This is a genomic window from Shinella sp. 838 (genome assembly GCF_029623935.1).
Taxonomy (GTDB): Bacteria; Pseudomonadota; Alphaproteobacteria; order Rhizobiales; family Rhizobiaceae; genus Shinella.
Genome location: NZ_JARSBQ010000001.1, coordinates 951,786 through 968,310 on the forward strand (window position 1 = coordinate 951,786; position 16,525 = coordinate 968,310).

At 65.0% G+C, this 16,525-nt stretch carries 13 protein-coding genes; 7 read left to right on the plus strand and 6 right to left on the minus strand.

What is annotated here, in order from left to right; all coding sequences use genetic code 11:
* Positions 1-35: 35 nt before the first annotated feature.
* From P9A16_RS04510 to P9A16_RS04530, 5 genes are all read left to right on the plus strand, one after another.
* The gene (locus tag P9A16_RS04510) at positions 36-1,400 is read left to right on the plus strand and encodes a glutamine synthetase family protein (RefSeq protein ID WP_130515666.1); all 1,365 of its coding nucleotides are present in this window, start codon (positions 36-38) and stop codon (positions 1,398-1,400) included.
* 115 nt (positions 1,401-1,515) lie between these two features.
* Complete coding sequence (locus P9A16_RS04515; RefSeq protein ID WP_023513459.1) at positions 1,516-2,895, plus strand: aldehyde dehydrogenase family protein; 1,380 nt, start codon at positions 1,516-1,518, stop codon at positions 2,893-2,895.
* Complete coding sequence (locus tag P9A16_RS04520) at positions 2,895-4,040, plus strand: iron-containing alcohol dehydrogenase (RefSeq protein WP_023513458.1); 1,146 nt, start codon at positions 2,895-2,897, stop codon at positions 4,038-4,040. Before P9A16_RS04515 ends, P9A16_RS04520 begins: the two co-directional genes overlap by 1 nt.
* A gap of 219 nt (positions 4,041-4,259) precedes the next feature.
* Positions 4,260-4,976, plus strand: a complete 717-nt coding sequence (locus P9A16_RS04525; protein ID WP_024271540.1) for a ParA family protein — start codon at positions 4,260-4,262, stop codon at positions 4,974-4,976.
* Between the two features lie 256 nt (positions 4,977-5,232).
* The gene (locus tag P9A16_RS04530; protein WP_023516166.1) at positions 5,233-6,756 is read left to right on the plus strand and encodes a globin-coupled sensor protein; all 1,524 of its coding nucleotides are present in this window, start codon (positions 5,233-5,235) and stop codon (positions 6,754-6,756) included.
* Positions 6,757-6,915: 159 nt separating this feature from the next.
* Here the strand turns inward: P9A16_RS04530 and P9A16_RS04535 are convergent, their stop codons facing one another.
* Together P9A16_RS04535 and P9A16_RS04540 are read right to left on the minus strand one after the other, a co-directional pair.
* The gene (locus P9A16_RS04535) at positions 6,916-8,118 is read right to left on the minus strand and encodes a glycoside hydrolase family 5 protein (protein WP_023516165.1); all 1,203 of its coding nucleotides are present in this window, start codon (positions 8,116-8,118) and stop codon (positions 6,916-6,918) included.
* Positions 8,119-8,314: 196 nt separating this feature from the next.
* On the minus strand, positions 8,315-9,664 hold the full coding sequence (locus P9A16_RS04540) for a L,D-transpeptidase family protein (protein ID WP_439605492.1): 1,350 nt from the start codon (positions 9,662-9,664) through the stop codon (positions 8,315-8,317).
* Positions 9,665-10,055: 391 nt separating this feature from the next.
* On the opposite strand from P9A16_RS04540, the gene P9A16_RS04545 reads away from it, so the two are divergent.
* The gene (locus P9A16_RS04545) at positions 10,056-10,910 is read left to right on the plus strand and encodes a DUF4432 family protein (RefSeq protein ID WP_023515379.1); all 855 of its coding nucleotides are present in this window, start codon (positions 10,056-10,058) and stop codon (positions 10,908-10,910) included.
* Positions 10,911-11,070: 160 nt separating this feature from the next.
* A complete protein-coding gene (locus P9A16_RS04550; protein WP_023515378.1) occupies positions 11,071-11,409 on the plus strand; it encodes a TIGR01244 family sulfur transferase in 339 nt (112 codons plus the stop codon).
* Between the two features lie 185 nt (positions 11,410-11,594).
* Here the strand turns inward: P9A16_RS04550 and P9A16_RS04555 are convergent, their stop codons facing one another.
* The 4 genes from P9A16_RS04555 to P9A16_RS04570 all read right to left on the minus strand — a co-directional run bounded on the left by P9A16_RS04555 (position 11,595) and on the right by P9A16_RS04570 (position 16,511).
* Positions 11,595-13,244, minus strand: a complete 1,650-nt coding sequence (locus P9A16_RS04555; RefSeq protein WP_023515377.1) for a thiamine pyrophosphate-binding protein — start codon at positions 13,242-13,244, stop codon at positions 11,595-11,597.
* Complete coding sequence (locus tag P9A16_RS04560; RefSeq protein ID WP_023515376.1) at positions 13,241-14,437, minus strand: CaiB/BaiF CoA transferase family protein; 1,197 nt, start codon at positions 14,435-14,437, stop codon at positions 13,241-13,243. Before P9A16_RS04560 ends, P9A16_RS04555 begins: the two co-directional genes overlap by 4 nt.
* Before the next feature lie 170 nt (positions 14,438-14,607).
* Positions 14,608-15,555, minus strand: coding sequence for a DMT family transporter (locus P9A16_RS04565; RefSeq protein ID WP_024271542.1), 948 nt, complete (start codon positions 15,553-15,555; stop codon positions 14,608-14,610).
* On the minus strand, positions 15,552-16,511 hold the full coding sequence (locus P9A16_RS04570) for an alpha/beta hydrolase (protein ID WP_023515195.1): 960 nt from the start codon (positions 16,509-16,511) through the stop codon (positions 15,552-15,554). The genes P9A16_RS04565 and P9A16_RS04570 overlap by 4 nt, the downstream gene beginning before the upstream one ends.
* Positions 16,512-16,525 lie beyond the last annotated feature (14 nt).

Here is a 16,525-nt window from a genome sequence, read left to right on the forward strand (position 1 = left end):
CGACGCCCCAACCCGCAGGACCACCCCCGATGACCATGACCTATAGTTTTGATGACCTGAAGAAGGATGTGGCCGAGGGCCGCATCGATACCGTTCTGGCGTGTCTCGTCGACATGCAGGGGCGCCTGATGGGCAAACGTTTCCACGCACAGTATTTCGTCGATGGCGCCTATGAGGAGACGCATAGCTGCAACTACCTGCTGGCGACCGACATGGAAATGGAGACCGTGCCCGGTTACCGCTCGACGAGCTGGGCCGCCGGCTACGGCGACTACACGATGAAGCCGGACCTTGCGACGCTGCGCAAATTGCCTTGGCTGGAAGGTACGGCGCTGGTTCTCTGCGACGTGCTGGACCACCACACCCATGCCGAGGTTCCGCATTCGCCGCGCGCCGTCCTGAAAAAGCAGGTCAAGCGGCTCGAGGCGCTGGGGTTGAAGCCCTTCATGGCGAGCGAGCTTGAATTCTACCTGTTCGACCAGACCTTCGACGATGCGCGCGAAAGCGGCTACCGCGACCTGCGCACGGCCTCCGGCTACAACGAGGATTACCACATCTTCCAGACCACCAAGGAAGAGGACGTCATGCGGGCGCTGCGCAACGGCTTGCAGGGCGCCGGCATTCCGGTGGAAAACTCCAAGGGCGAGGCTTCGCCCGGCCAGGAGGAGATCAATGTGCGATACGCCGAAGCCGTGACCATGGCCGACCGGCATTCGATCATCAAGAACGCCACCAAGGAAATCGCCTGGCAGCGCGGCAAGGCCGTCACGTTCCTCGCCAAGTGGAACTACAACATGGCCGGCTCCTCCTCGCATATCCACCAGTCGCTGTGGAGCCTTGACGGCAAGGAAGCGAAGTTCTTCGACAGGGACGGCAAATACGGCATGTCGGAGATGATGCGCATGTATGTGGCGGGTCTGCTCGCCCATGCCAGCGAGATCACCTATTTCCTCGCGCCCTACATCAATTCCTACAAGCGCTTCGTTGCCGGCACCTTCGCACCGACCAAGGCGATCTGGAGCAAGGACAACCGCACGGCCGGCTACCGCCTGTGCGGCGAGGGCACCAAGGGCATCCGCATCGAGTGCCGCGTCGGTGGTTCCGATCTCAACCCCTATCTCGCCATGGCGGCGCTGCTTGCCGCCGGCATTGCCGGCATCGAGCAGAAGCTGGAACTGGAAGCGCCCTTCGAAGGCGACGCCTATGGTGGCAAGGACATCCGCGAGATCCCGAAGACGCTGCGCGGGGCGACCGCCGCACTGAAGGACTCCGACATGCTGCGCGAGGCCTTCGGCGACGACGTCGTCGACCACTATGTCCGTGCGGCCGAATGGGAGCAGGAAGAATACGACCGTCGCATCACCGACTGGGAGGTGGCGCGCGGCTTCGAGAGAGCGTAAGGCTCAGCACACCGGCGGCGGCTGCGGCGGAAAGTAGCCCTTCGGGGATATTTTCCGGCCGGCAGGATCGGATATTGTCCCACGCCAGAATTTAAACTGAAACAGGAAGTCGATCATGACTGTGATCAAATGCATATCCCCCGTGGACGGCTCGGTCTATGCCGAGCGCGAGGCGATGCCGCTGGCCGCCGCGCAGGAGGCCGTCGCCCGTGCGAAGAAGGCCCAGAAGGCCTGGGCGAAGCGCCCGCTGGAAGACCGTATCCAGCTCGTCCTCAAGGGCGTCGCGCGCGTCAACGAGATGGCCGACGAGATCGTGCCGGAAATCGCCTGGCAGATGGGCCGCCCGGTCCGCTACGGCGGCGAGTTCAAGGGTTTCAACGAGCGTTCCAACTATGTCGCCGAGATCGCCGGTTCGTCGCTGGCGCCGATCGTCATCGAGAACAGTGAGCGTTTCGAGCGCCGCATCGAGCGCGAGCCGCATGGCGTCGTCTTCGTCATCGCGCCGTGGAACTATCCCTACATGACCGCGATCAACACGATCGCCCCGGCGCTGATGGCCGGCAACGTCGTCATCATCAAGCATGCCGCGCAGACGCTGCTCGTCGGCGAACGGCTGGTGCGCGCCTTCAACGAGGCGGGCGTGCCGGAGGATGTCTTCCAGAACGTCTTCCTCGACCATGACACGACCTCGGCGCTCATCGCCGGCAACAGTTTTGATTTCGTCAACTTCACCGGTTCGGTCGAAGGCGGCCGCTCCATCGAGCGCGCGGCGGCCGGCACCTTCACGCCGGTCGGCCTCGAACTCGGCGGCAAGGACCCGGGCTACGTCATGGAAGACGCCGACCTTGATGCCGCCGTCGATACGCTGATGGACGGCGCGACCTACAATTCCGGCCAGTGCTGCTGCGGCATCGAGCGTGTCTATGTGAACGAGAAGCTCTACGACGCCTTCGTCGAAAAGTCGGTTGCCTGGGTCTCCAACTACAAGCTTGGCAACCCGCTCGACCCGGAAACGACGCTCGGCCCGATGGCGCACAAGCGTTTTGCCGCAACGGTGCGTTCACAGATCGCCGACGCCGTCTCGAAGGGCGCCAGGGCGCTGGTCGATCCCAAACTTTTCCCGGCGGATGACGGCGGTGCCTATGTCGCCCCGCAGGTCCTCGTCGATGTCGACCACTCGATGGAGTTCATGACGGAAGAGACTTTTGGGCCGGCCGTCGGCATCATGAAGGTGAAGAGCGACGCGGAAGCGCTCGCGCTGATGAACGACTGCAAATACGGTCTCACCGTCTCGCTCTGGACGAAGGATTCCGATCGCGCTGCCAAGATCGCCCGCGACCTTGAGACCGGCACCGTGTTCCAGAACCGCGCCGACTATCTCGACCCGGCCTTGTGCTGGACGGGCGTCAAGGAAACGGGCCGCGGCGGTTCGCTCTCCGTCATCGGCTTCCATAATCTCACCCGCCCGAAATCCTACCATTTCAGGAAAGCATAATGACCATCACCGCCAACTGGAGCTACCCGACCGCGATCAAGTTCGGGGCCGGCCGCATCAAGGAACTCGCCGACCACTGCAAGGCGGTCGGCATGAAGAAGCCGCTGCTCGTCACCGATCGTGGTCTTTCGACCATGGCGATCACGAAAGAGGCCCTCGACATTCTTGAGGCCGCTGGTCTTGGCCGGGCGATGTTCGCCGAGGTCGATCCGAACCCGACCGACAAGAACCTCGAAGCCGGTGTCAAGGCGTTCCGCGACGGCGGGCATGACGGCGTCGTCGCCTTTGGCGGTGGCTCCGGCCTCGACCTTGGCAAGGCTGTCGCCTTCATGTCGGGCCAGACGCGCCCGGTCTGGGATTTCGAGGATATCGGCGACTGGTGGACCCGCGCCAATTCCGACGGCATCGCGCCCATCGTCGCCGTGCCGACGACGGCCGGCACCGGTTCGGAGGTTGGCCGCGCCTCGGTCATCACCAATTCCGAAACGCACACCAAGAAGGTGATCTTCCATCCGAAGTTCCTGCCTTCGGTGACGATCTGCGATCCGGAGCTGACGGTCGGCATGCCGAAGGTCATCACGTCGGGCACCGGCATGGATGCCTTCGCCCATTGCCTCGAAGCCTATTGCTCGCCGTTCTACCACCCGATGAGCCAGGGCATCGCGCTCGAGGGCATGCGCCTCGTCAAGGAATTCCTGCCGCGCGCCTACAAGGACGGGACCGATATCGAGGCGCGCGCCAACATGATGTCGGCGGCCGCCATGGGCGCCGTCGCCTTCCAGAAGGGGCTCGGCGCGATCCACTCGCTGTCGCATCCGGTCGGCGCCATCTACAACACGCACCACGGCATGACCAATGCCGTCGTGATGCCGCCGGTGCTGACCTTCAACCGCCCGGCGATCGAGGCGAAGATCGCCAGCGCCGCCGCTTACCTTGGTATTGCCGGCGGTTTCGACGGCTTCTTCGACTACGTGTTGCGCCTGCGCGAGGAACTCGGCGTGCCGGACAAGCTCTCCGCGCTTGGTGTTGGCACCGACAGGATCGACGAAATGGCCGCCATGGCGATCGTCGATCCGACGGCTGGCGGCAATCCGGTGGAGCTGACGCTGGACGCGGCCAAGCGCCTCTTCGTCGAGTGCATCTGAATTCTTGCCGTTAACAAATGATAGAGGCCCGGAAAACCGCCGTTTTCCGGGCCTTTTTCTTGAGGAAACGCAAATTTGGTGGCGTTCTCGTTAATCTTCGCCATCCGGTTGTTTCCAATTCGTTAACCATGTTTTGAAAGGTTTGATTAAGCGGGCGCCATTTTCATCGGGCCGCCTGACGAGAGCGATGCGAAGCTCGCAGCATTCATGAGGAAAGACATGCCAGTCATCACATTTGCCAATGCCAAGGGTGGCGCGGGCAAGACCACAGCGGCCCTGATCCTTGCCACCGAGCTTGCAAGCCGGGGGCACCGCATCACCATCCTCGATGCCGACCCGCAGCGCTGGATCAGCCACTGGCACGAGGTTTCCGGCCGCCAGCGCAACATCGCCGTCATCTCGGAGGTTTCGATGGGCTCCCTCCAGGGCCATATCCGCGAGAACCGGGATACGACCGACTATTTCATCATCGACCTTGCCGGTGCACGGGATGCGCTGGTCGCCACCGCCATCGGTCTCTCCGACCATGTGATGATCCCCGTGCAGGGCTGTGCGATGGATGCGCGCGGCGCGGCGCATATCCTCGAGCTCCTGAAACAGCTCGACGAGAAGGCGGGCATCCGCATCAACCACTCCGTCGTGCTCACCCGCATGAATGCGCTGGTGACGACGCGGGCGATGACCACCATCAAGGCGCTGCTCGCCGCTCGCGGCGTTGCCGTGCTCGATACGCCGATCGGTGAACGTACCGCCTTCCGCGACATCTTCGACTGTGGTGGCACGCTCTATACGATGGATGCGGCCAAGGTGAGCAACCTCGACAAGGCCTGCGAGAATGCGCGCCTCTTTGCCGACGAGGTTCTGCGGCTCCTGCCGGTGCGCAAGCGTGTCGCCACCGAACGCGGCTTCTTCCGCACCCTTCAGCGGGCGGCCTGACCGCTTCAAATTGACGAATGCCAAGAACGGTTGCGACGAACGGCGCAGCCGTTTTTCGTGCCGCAACGCAAAGCTGGTAATGAACAATTTACTACGCTTAACCTAATGATATCGCGTTAGAAAGCCACCCCATCGGCCTTGCGCCGCCACGGGGACCCATGAAGGGTTACGGGCAAGATGCGGTGTCGCCCGGCACCGCTGCCCCGATTGTTTGTCGCTTTCCCCGTTTTCTCGAGTTGCCAGGATACCCCTCGGAATGAAGCCAGCCCCGCAGACCGCCAGCCAGAACCATGATATCGCGCGCCGTCTGGACTACCTCGGCCTCGACGAGGCAGCCCTGAAGCGTCTGCGTACGCTGAAGCCCTTCATCGAGAAGGAGCTCGGCCCGGCGCTGGACAAGTTCTACGCGATCGTGCGCAAGAGCCCGGAGGTGAACCACCTCTTCTCCAACGAAGCGCATATCAACCGGGCGAAGAATGCCCAGCTCGGTCATTGGGCGAACATCGCAACCGGCGATTTCACGGGCGACTATGCCACCAAGGTCCAGACGATCGGCCATGTGCATGCGCGCATCGGCCTGGAGCCGCGCTGGTATATCGGTGGCTATGCGCTGATCGTCGAGCATCTTCTGACGGAAGCTGTCAAATCACTCTGGCCGAAGCAGGGCCTGTTTGCGCGCCAGGAGATCGGGCCGGAAGAGTTCGCGGCGCGTTTCTCCAGCCTGCTCAAGGCGATGTTCCTCGATATGGACCTCTCCATCTCCGTCTACAACGACATGACGGATCTCGCCAAGCAGCAGGCGGTGCAGGCCCAGGTCGTCGCCGAGGAGCGCAAGATCGTCAGCGACAGTTTCGGTGCTGCGTTGAAGCGCATCTCCGATGGCGATCTCACCGCGCGCATCACCGGCCCGCTGCCGCAAGCCTACGAGGCGCTGCGCGATGACTTCAACCACGCCATTTCCACGCTCTCGCAGGCGATCGGCAGTATTGGCGCAGGCGCCGGCTCCATTCATCTCAGCGCTCGTGAGATCGCGGTTGCGTCCGACGACCTTGCCAAGCGCACCGAACGGCAGGCCGCGAATCTGGAGGAAACGGCCGCCGCCGTCGAACAGGTGACCACCACCGTGCGCCAGACGGCCCAGAGCGCCAACGAGGCGAACGCCCTCGTGATTGCGGCGCGTGACAATGCGCAGCACGGCGGCGAGATCGTGGAGCATGCGATCGTCGCCATGGGAGAGATACAGGCGTCCTCCTCGGCCATCGCCAACATCATCGAGGTGATCGACGAGATCGCCTTCCAGACCAACCTGCTTGCGCTCAATGCCGGTATCGAGGCGGCGCGGGCGGGCGAGGCGGGGCGCGGCTTTGCCGTCGTTGCCTCCGAGGTGCGGGCGCTTGCCCAGCGCTGTGCCGATGCGGCGAAGGACATCCAGAACCTCATCGCCAAGTCGCATAGCCAGGTCGAGGACGGCGTGCGTTCGGTCGGCGAAGTCGCCCAGTCGCTGCGCCAGATCGTCACCCAGGTCGTCGAGGTCAGTGCCGTGTTCAATGCGATCCGTGCCAGCACGGCGGAACAGGCGACGGGCCTGCTGGCGGTCAATCAGGCGATCAACGCCATGGACCAGATCACCCAGCAGAACGCCGCCATGGTCGAGGAGGCGAATGCCGCCAGCCAGGCCTTGACGCAGGAAGCCGCCTCCATCGCCGCCCAGCTCAGCGCCTTCCGCACCAGCGGCGAGGCCCGCCCGGCGCAGGGCTCCGGCTACAGCCGCGCGGCCTGAGGCAGTCTTTCGGTTCATCGGGTCGGAGCGGCACGGAAGGCTGCTCCGCCCTATTTCCAGGGTATTTCCGCTGAACGCGCGTTCATCGGAAATGCCTTGTCTCCTTGTTTTTCCGGCATTGTCCGACGCCGAAGCGATCCCGCTTCGGCTGGAAATGCTCTATTTCTGCATGCGCGCCTTCAGAAGCTCCATAAGCTTGCCGTCGCGCGGCAATGTGCCGGCCTTGCCCTGTTCCTTCAGCCAGTAGAACCGGCCGGGCTTCACCTTGGCGGACAGTTCATAGTCCATGCCCTCCCACTCGTCCTCGCGGAAGGAATAGAAGGCCCAGTGGCCGCCTCGCGCGTCCACGGCGTCCATGACGTCGGTCAGATAGGTGCCGCAGTCGGTCCACAGGCGCATGCAGCCGAATTCGGCGGCAACCACACGGCTCGGTGGCACGCCGGCGGCCTTTGCCCAGTCGAAGGCCGTGCCGATATGATCGCCGATGGCTTTCCGATCCCAGGTCGTCTTGCCGCCGGCATAGTCCGTCGTGGTACCGGGATAGGAAAGCGGCGTTTTGCGCTTCATGTTCGGCGCGCTCGTGGCGTCATAGGGCTCGTACATGTGGAAGGCATAGAGCACCCGCTCATCGGCAAGGCGCTCCGGCCAGGCGGCGAGGGCACGCGGATTGGCGTAGTAGCCGCCATCGACCATCACGGGCGTTACCGGATCGACGGTGCGGATTGCCGCGATCATGCGCGTGTAGAGGTTTGGCAGGTCGCGGGTGCTGCCGGTGTTCTTCTCCTGCCAGGCGGAGATCTCCGCCATTGCGGCGTTTTCCGCAAGCCCGGTCGTCTTTTCCGGGGCCGGTTCGTTGAGCAGGTTGTAGGCGGCGACGGCCGGATGGTCCTTGAGCGCCGCTGCGAGGTCGCGCCAGAACGTGGCCGCCTGGCCGGCATAGGCCGGGTCGGACCATAGCCGGTCGTCGAACTTTCCGCCGTTCTGCTGCTTCCAGCGTGCGCCGGGCAGGCTGAGCGGGGTGATCACGACCTTGAGACCGGCGGCCCCGGCGGCCCCGGCGGCGTCGAGCGTCTCGCGCAGCCTGGCGAGGTCGCCGGGCGGCAGGCCCTTGTAGCGGTCTGCGTCGCCGATCAGGAAGTCCCTGCCTTCGCCTTGCCATTTGCTGAAGGTGAGCCTTACCCAGCTGGCGCCGGTTGCTGCGAGTGCGTCGAAATAGGCCCGGTCCGGTGCCGCGGCGTTGAAACTGTTGCCGCCCTTCTGCGGGCTGTCCCAGAAGCCGATGAGGTCGGCAGCGCCGGCGGCGGGCGGCAAGAGGCCGGCAAGCGTGAGGCAGAGAAGGGCGGGGCGGAGTTTTTCAAGCATGGGAGACCGGATTTTCGAATGCGACTTGCAGCAAGGGCGTGCGGAAGGATGGTTGCCCGTTCGCTTGCCAGAAGGACGTATCGACGCCAAAGGCGGCATTTTCCAGCCCACCACGTGACGGAACCATGCAACGGTTTTTCCGCGCAAATGAAAAAGCCGGCCTGAGGGCCGGCTTTTGCGGGACATCGTGTCATCGTCAGTCGACGAACTCGACCGTCACGCCGGCGCTGGCCATCTTGGCGAGTTCCGTCGCGTCCCAGTTGGTCAGACGGATGCAGCCGTGGCTCTGCGTCTTGCCGATCTTCGAAGGCTCCGGCGTCCCGTGGATACCGTAGGTCGGCTTCGACAGCGCGATCCAGACCGTGCCGACCGGACCGTTCGGACCGGGCTGCAGGGTCAGCACCTTGTTGTTGCTGCCCTGCTGGAAGTTGATCTTCGGGTTGTAGGTGTAACCGGGATTGAGCGCGATGCGCTCCACGGTCACGGTGCCCGACGGCGAGGGCGTGTCGGCCGAGCCGATGCTGGCCGGATAGGCGGCGATCAGCGTGCCGTTCGCGTCATAGGCGAGCACCTGCTTGCGACCCTTGTCGGCGAGGATCTTGGCAACCTTGCCGGTCTTCTTCTCGCCGGTGTCGACGACCTTGATGATCGTGCCGGGAATGGTGAAGTCGACCCCCGGGTTGATCTCCTTCAGATAGGCCTCGTCCATGTGGAATTTTTCGGCCAGCATTTCCGTGGTCGAAGTGAAGGAGAGGTGCGGCAGCGTCGCCTTCTGGGCATAGTCGTCCGGGATGGCGGCGACATAGGGCCCGGCCGCATCGGCGGCGCTGATCTCGTAGGTGGTGAAGGCGAGGCCGCCCGACAGGCGCAGCCGTTCCAGGATGTCGTCGGCATTGTTCGGATCGAGCGTCTCGCCCGTCGCATTCTGCCAGGCCTCGATCGCCTTGGTGACGTTCGAGCCCTTCCTGCCGTCGATCACGCCGGGCGAAAAGCCCTCGCGGTCGAGGAAGACCTGGAGCGCGGTGATCTCGGCAGAGGACATCTTGCCGATCGCGATCGCCGGCTGAAACTTCGGGCCGGGCACGAATTCCGCATTGGGGTCGGTGCTGTTTTCCGGCAGCGCCGTGCTGTCGTCGGAAAAATCGGGCAGGGGCTGCGAGCCGCCGAAATCGGCGTCCGGCAGCGGCTGGCGCTCGATGTCGCCCGGCAGGCCCTCGCGCATTTCCGGCACGGAGCTGGTGGTCAGCTCGTCGCCGTAGTCGGCTTCCGGCGCCGGGGGGAAATAGTCGGGGTTCGTTTCGGGGTAGCCGCGCGCCTCGCGGCGCGGGCGATAGTCGTCGCCGCGCGCGAAATAGCGGTCGGCCTGCATGGCGGTAGCGACGACGTTGCCCCAGCCGTCGACATAGACGGTGCGACCACGGTTGTCGCGCATCACGCGCACGCTGCCATCGTCGGGAACATAGTCGAGAATATCGCCTTCCGGCGAGACCAGAACCGTGTCGCGCGAGGAGAAACGCTGCTGCGCGTGCGCCGGCAAGACGGCGATTCCGAGGACGGATGCCGCGGCAAGGAGCGAAAGGCTTGTTTTAAAAATAGAATTCACGACTCTTGACCTGCCTGCTTGCACATATCGCGCGGACGGAACACTTCAATTCAGACCTTAATATGAAAAAACTGAATCGATGGTGAATGTAAGGTCAACGCGCATTGCAAAAACTTGTGACCGGGCGTGATGGTTCCCGTGACGCGATGCGAGGCAAGGGTGGCGGTCCGTGCCCCGGCGGCCATCCCGCCACGCAGCCTTTCGGTTTTCCGCCGAATCGGGAAGACACGCTATCCTTTTGTTTTATCGCCGTTCCGGCCGTAAAACCGCGTCGCACTTTCGCGGGAATTGCTCTAGCATGCCGCCGATTGATTGCCCCTTGCCGGAGACCCGGATGACCTTTTCCCTTACCGCCCAGACACAAGACCAGTCCTTTCGTCTCGATCTGACGCCGCAATCGGTGCTCGACGTCGCCGGTGCCGTTTTTCACGGCGTCGATCTTGCGCCGGGGGCAACGGTGCCTTCGGACGGCGATCCGCGCATCGACAAGGCGCTGCCGGGCTTCCTGTTCACCTGCGGGCCGGATCACATCCGCCACCCGGTGCCGGTCGAGGGGGCTGCTGACGGGCGGCTCTATCCGCTGCACGGGTCGTTTTCGTCCTCGCCGGCGCGGGACGTGCTGGTCGAGGAGGACGAGGGGGAGGTTATCTGCGAGGGGCGCGTCGCCGTTTCGCTTGCCCATGGCGGCAAGGCCGATCTCGCCCGCCGCTGGCGCGCCGACCGGAGCACCGGCCACATCACGCTCGACGACCGCGTCACCAATACGGGCGGCACCTCCTGGCCGCCCTTCGGCATGTATCACATCAATTTCGGCACCGGCCTCTTCGATGCGGACACGCGGCTGACGGGGGCGATGCTGCCCGGCGGCAGCCTGCCGTGGCGCTTCGGCGAGGGCGACCGCGAGATCTTCTGCGTGCCGGCGGCCGAAATGGCGGCGCATGGCTGGGCCGAGATCGCCATCGGCCCGATTGCGGCGCTTGGCGGTCGCAGCGTCCATATCCGTTTCCGCACGGATACCCTGCCGCATCTGCAGGTCTGGCGAAACCTGTCGCCAGGCTCGGCGGTGCTCGGCATCGAGCCCGTCTCGCACCGTCTCGTGCCGCGCGCCGAGTTGATCACCTCCGGTGAGGCGGCGAATTTCGCGCCCGGCGAAAGCGTGAGCTACGGCCTCGCCTTCGAGGTCCGCTAGTAGGATGTCTGCGCGTTTTTCGGGCGGAGGGGGCGTTCCTTCGTTGCCGGAGCGATGCGCTTCAGCTCTTTTCGGGAATTGCTATAGATTTTGCATGATTGACGCTCCCGCGGCTCGGGCTTAAACGGTGAGCACCCCTGTTTTCTAGAAGGAACCGCCCATGGATATCCGCGAGATCAACGACGAATATTCCGTCTCCGGCCAGATCGCCGTCGGGGATCTCGACGCCATCGCCGCCCTGGGCTTCAAATCCATCGTCTGCCATCGCCCGGACCATGAAGAGGCAGGCCAGCCGGAATTCTCGGCCATTGCGGCGCGTGCGAAGGAACTCGGTATCGAGACGGCCCATGTGCCCGTCGGCCCGATGGGCGTGACTGCGGAAGCGGTGAGCGGCATGGTTGACGCGCTCGACGAGTTGCCGCGCCCGATGCTTGGCTACTGCCGTTCCGGCATGCGCTCGACGAAGACCTACGAGCAGGCGCAGCATCTTCGCGGCTGAGGACCTGGCTCCTCAACCGCCTGCCGTTGCCTTCTCCCCGTAGGCGGGGCGAAGGGGAATGCCGCAACGGCTTCCCAAAGCATCGACGATATGTTGGTAGGTGAGGCATTGCCCCATCCGCCTTCTCCCCGCTTGCGGGGAGAAGGTCGCAGTAGCCGGATGAGGGGCGTTCACACCTCCAAACCTTACTTCCCGCTGCGGATATCCGAGAGCGTGCGCGTCGGCGTGATCGCTTCCGGGTCGAGCTTCACCTCGATGATCGCCGGCTTGCCGCTCTGGCGGGCGCGCAGGAAGGCTGGCGCAAAATCCTCCGTCGTCTCCACCGTTTCGCCATGGCCGCCATAGGCGCGGGCGAGCGCGGCGAAATCCGGGTTGGTCAGATCCGTGGCGCTGACGCGGCCGGGATACTCCCGCTCCTGGTGCATGCGGATCGTGCCGTAGATGCCGTTGTTGACGACGACGGTGATGATCGGAAGGTTGTAGCGCACGGCGGTGGCGAATTCCTGGCCGTGCATCATGAAGCAGCCGTCGCCGGCAAAGCAGATGACCTCACGCTCCGGGAAGAGCTGCTTGGCGGCGACCGCGGCGGGCAGGCCATAGCCCATCGAGCCCGATGTCGGGGCGGCCTGCGTCGCAAAGCGGCGGAAGCGATGGAAGCGATGCACCCAGGTCGCATAGTTGCCGGCGCCATTGGTGAAGATCGTATCCTCGGGCGTGTTTTCCTCCAGCCAGGCCATGATCGGGCCCATCTGCACGCCGCCCGGGCCGGTTTGCGGCGGGGTCGACCATTTCAGGTAGGATTCATGCATGGCGGCGGTGCGGGCGGCCCAGCGCGGGGCGGTCTTCGGCGCGAGGCCGTCGAGCGCGGCGACGAAATCCTCTGGCGCTGCGCAGATCGCAAGGTCCGGCCTGTAGACACGGCCGAGCTCGGACGGGTCCGGATAGACATGCACCAGCGCCTGCTGCGGGTAGGGCACCTTGAGCAGGCTGTAGGTCGAGGACGGCATTTCCGAATAGCGGCCGCCGAGCAGGATGACGAGGTCCGCCTCGCGGATCTCCTTGCCGAGTGCGGGGCTGATGCCGATGCCGCTGTCGCCGGCATAGTTCGGGTGCTGATGATCGAACAGCATCTGGCGGCGGAAGGAACAGGCGACGGGCAGCGACCAGCGCTCTGCAAAGGCCGTGAAGCCGGCGACGCTCTCTTCGGACCAGCGTGTGCCGCCGAGGATGACGAGCGGACGCTCGGCTGTTTCGAGACGTCGCGCCAGCTCTTCCATCTGCTTGCGGCCGGGGTGTGCCTCGACCGGCATATAGGCCTTTGCGTCGACGGCCTCGACCGTATCCGTCAGCATGTCCTCGGGCAGCGCCAGCACCACCGGGCCCGGCCGGCCGGAGGTGGCGACGGCAAAGGCGCGCGTGATGAATTCGGGGATGCGGCGGGCATCGTCGATCTCCGCCACCCACTTGGCGACCTCGGTGAAGGCGCGACGGTATTCCACCTCCTGGAAGGCCTCGCGCTCGCGCGCATCGCGCTGTACCTGGCCGATGAAGAGGATCATCGGGATCGAATCCTGCCGCGCGATGTGCAGGCCCGCCGAGGCGTTGGTGGCGCCCGGGCCGCGCGTGACCATGCAGATACCGGGCTCGCCCGTCAGCCGGCCCCAGCAGTCCGCCATCATCGCCGCGCCGCCTTCCTGCCGGCAGACGAGCACGTCGACATCGGTGTCATGCAGCGCATCGAGCACGGCAAGGTAGCTTTCGCCCGGCACGCAGGCGACGCGCTTGACGCCATTGGCAACGAGGGCATCGACGATCAACTGGCCACCGGTCTTCATGCGCTTTTCTTTCCTGCTTCGAGGATGCCAAGTTCCGCCATCACGGCGTCAGTATGTTCGCCGAGCCGCGGGCTCGGCCGGTCATAGGCAAGGGGCGTGCCCGAATAGACGATGGGCGTGCGCACGCCGGGAATGCGGTTGCCGTCGGCATCGGGTAGATCGATGCGCAAGCCCCGCGCCTTCACCTGCGGATCCTCGAAGGTCTCGGCGATGGAGTTGATCGGCCCGGCTGGCACGCCCTCGCGCTCGCAGGCGGCGAGCAGATCGGCCTTGCTGATGCTGGCCGTCGCACCGGTGACGAGGCGGCGCACCTCGTCGCGATGGGCGACGCGCGCCCGGTTGGTGGCGAAGCGCTCGTCGTCGGCGACGCCCTCGAGCTTCAGGATGCCGCAGAGCTTGCGGAACTGCCCGTCATTGCCGACGGCGAGGATGATGTGCCCGTCGGAGGTGGGCACGACCTCGTAGGGCGAGATGTTGGGATGCGCATTGCCGAGCCGCGTCGGCGCGTTGCCGGAGGCGAGGAAGTTCATGTTCTGGTTCGCCATGACGGCCGACTGCACGTCGAGCAGCGCCATGTCGACATGCTGGCCCTGACCGGTTTTCATGACATGGATGAGCGCCCCCTGGATGGCGGCGACGGCATAGATGCCGGTGAAGATGTCGGCGATGGCGACGCCGGCCTTCATCGGCTCGCCGTCCGGTGCGCCCGTCACCGACATGAAGCCGGACATGCCCTGCACGATATAGTCATAGCCGGCGCGGGCGGCATAAGGACCGTCCTGGCCGAAGCCGGTGATCGAGCAGTAGACGAGTTTGGGATGGACCTTGGCGAGGCTCTGGTAATCGAGCCCGTATTTGACGAGGCCGCCGACCTTGAAGTTCTCGATGACGACATCGGCCGTCGCGACAAGGCGGTGGACGACGGCGCGGCCTTCCTCGGTCTTGAGGTCGACAGTGATCGAGCGCTTGCCGCGATTGGTGGAGTGGTAATAGGCGGCGGACAGGTTCTCGCCGTCCCTGCCGGTCACGAAGGGCGGGCCCCAGGCGCGCGTGTCGTCGCCGCCGTCGGGGTTTTCGATCTTGATGACATCGGCGCCCATATCGGCCAGCATCTGCCCGGCCCAGGGTCCGGCGAGAACCCGCGCCAGCTCGATGACCCTAATGCCTGACAGCGGCAGGTTCGACTTCTCCATCGTGCACTCCCTCCTCGGCGGTGCCGGAATGCGGCCGGCCGCCGGGCTTTTCGCCCGTTTCCCTTTCGATAACAAAAAGCTGCCGGACACGATAGACGGCGCCCGGCGGGAGATCATGACGGCTCAGACTGACATGATGCCTGCCGCGCCGTTCGCGCGGGCGGGCAAGGTCAGATCGGCGTGGAGACGGGCGGTATCGTCGCCGTCTTGTTGAGCTTGCGCTCGCGCCAGATGACGTAGAGGCCGGAGGCGATGATGATGGCGATGCCGAGCCATTTCACGGCGTCCGGCAGGTGGCCGAACACGAGCCAGCCGAGGATCGTCGCCGAGACGATCTCGAGATATTGCAGCGGGGCGAGCGTCGAGGCGGGGGCCGAGCGATAGGCGTAGACGCCGAGCACGCCGGCGATGGTGGCGGCGACGGCGGCGCTCGCGATGTAGATTGTGTTCGCCATGTCGGGCACGACCGGCGTCAGCATGGCGATGCCGAGCCTGCCGCCGACGAGGAGGAGCAGGCCGGAGAACAGCGCGCCCCAGAGGCCTGCATAGAACTGCATGGACCAGGGGTCCTCCTTCTGGGCGACGAGCCGCGTCAGGAGGAAGAACAGCGCGAGCGAGAGCGCCGACACGACGGGCAGCAACGCGATGGGGCCGACCTCCTGCAGGCTGGGCTGGATGACCAGCAGCGAGCCGAAGAAGCCGACGCCGCAGGCCGTGTAGCGCCGCCAGCCGATGGTCTCCTTGAGGAAGATCGAGCCGAGGATGGTCAGGATGATCGGCTCGACGAAGAAGATGGCGATAGCGTCGGCCAGTTCCATGACGGCGAGCGGTGTGACGAAGGTGATCATGGTGATCGCCATCAGAAGGCCGCGGGCGGCATGCAGGCCCATCTTCCGCCAGGTGACATCAAGAAGCGTGCCGCGCAGGAGGCAGATCGGCCCCAGAACGGTCATCTGGAAGAGCAGGCGCACGAAGGTGATTTCGGTCGCCGGCACGGCGGTGACCGCCAGTTTCGCGAAAATGTCGATGATCGGCGCGATGAGAACCGAGAGCACCATGAGGGAGAGCCCGAAGCTGACCTCGTTGCGCAGCGGCGTGATGGTGGCGGATGTGGTCATGCGTGTTCCCGGGCGCGGGTCCGTGCGTCCACCACCCGCCGGCACCAGCCGGCAAAGGCGTCGACGGCGGGATCGCGGAGCGACCGGCTCTCCTTGAGCGTTTCGTGACGCATGCCGCGATAGACTGTTGTGGTGACGTCCTCAAGCCGCGATTTTTTCAGTCGCCCGGCAAAGGCGTGCACCGCGCGGCCGAAATCCGTCGCCGGGTCCTCCTCGCCGCCGACGAGATGGATCGGCAGGCGCTTCGGCAGGCGCGCAAGCCCTTCCGCCGAGGCATTGGCGAAGGTGACGGCGAAGATGTCGATCCACATCGCGACGTTGACGTCGAAGCCGCAGAGCGGGTCGGCGATATAGGCGTCCACCTCGGCGGGGTCGTGCGACAGCCAGTCGAAATCCGTGCGGCGGTTCGCGATGGCGCGGCCCCAGGCGCCGAAGGTCAGGCGCGGCAGCAGGCCGCTCGGCACATCGGATCCCTTCAGCATGCGTTCTGCCGCCAGCACGACCTGCGCCACGCGTCCGGAAAACCCCGGTTCGAGATTGGAGTTCCACACCGCGAGCGCGTCGATATCGCCAGGATGCGCCTGCGCGAAGGCGAGGGCCAGCAGACCGCCCATCGAATGGCCGAAGAGCACGACCGGCAGGCCCGGATGCCGCGCCGCCGCATGGTCGCGCACGGCGCGCAGGTCCGCGATCACCCGGGCGATGCCGTCCTTGGGCGCGAACTGGCCGCGCGGGGCGTCCGGCGCGGTGGTGAAGCCGTGGCCGCGATGGTCGTGGGCATAGACATGAAACCCTTCCGCCGCCAGGCGTCCGGCAAATTCCGCGTAGCGTGCGCTGTGCTCGGCGAGGCCGTGGCTTACGAGCAGGATGCCGCGCGCCTCGCCCCGGGCGGCCTCGTGCCGCAGTGCAAGGCTCGCTCCACTTGGGCTTTGCAGCATCGAAGCCAGCGAAAACACCGGTCTGTCCTCCC

Excerpts from the sequence above, each read along its gene's own strand:
- P9A16_RS04530 (WP_023516166.1), top strand. The coding sequence starts at position 5,233 with ATGAAGCCAGCCCCGCAGACCGCCAGCCAGAACCATGATATCGCGCGC.
- P9A16_RS04535 (WP_023516165.1), bottom strand. The coding sequence starts at position 8,118 with ATGCTTGAAAAACTCCGCCCCGCCCTTCTCTGCCTCACGCTTGCCGGC.
- P9A16_RS04565 (WP_024271542.1), bottom strand. The coding sequence starts at position 15,555 with ATGACCACATCCGCCACCATCACGCCGCTGCGCAACGAGGTCAGCTTC.
- P9A16_RS04520 (WP_023513458.1), top strand. The coding sequence starts at position 2,895 with ATGACCATCACCGCCAACTGGAGCTACCCGACCGCGATCAAGTTCGGG.
- P9A16_RS04510 (WP_130515666.1), top strand. The coding sequence starts at position 36 with ATGACCTATAGTTTTGATGACCTGAAGAAGGATGTGGCCGAGGGCCGC.
- P9A16_RS04525 (WP_024271540.1), top strand. The coding sequence starts at position 4,260 with ATGCCAGTCATCACATTTGCCAATGCCAAGGGTGGCGCGGGCAAGACC.
- P9A16_RS04560 (WP_023515376.1), bottom strand. The coding sequence starts at position 14,437 with ATGGAGAAGTCGAACCTGCCGCTGTCAGGCATTAGGGTCATCGAGCTG.
- P9A16_RS04515 (WP_023513459.1), top strand. The coding sequence starts at position 1,516 with ATGACTGTGATCAAATGCATATCCCCCGTGGACGGCTCGGTCTATGCC.
- P9A16_RS04555 (WP_023515377.1), bottom strand. The coding sequence starts at position 13,244 with ATGAAGACCGGTGGCCAGTTGATCGTCGATGCCCTCGTTGCCAATGGC.
- P9A16_RS04550 (WP_023515378.1), top strand. The coding sequence starts at position 11,071 with ATGGATATCCGCGAGATCAACGACGAATATTCCGTCTCCGGCCAGATC.
- P9A16_RS04545 (WP_023515379.1), top strand. The coding sequence starts at position 10,056 with ATGACCTTTTCCCTTACCGCCCAGACACAAGACCAGTCCTTTCGTCTC.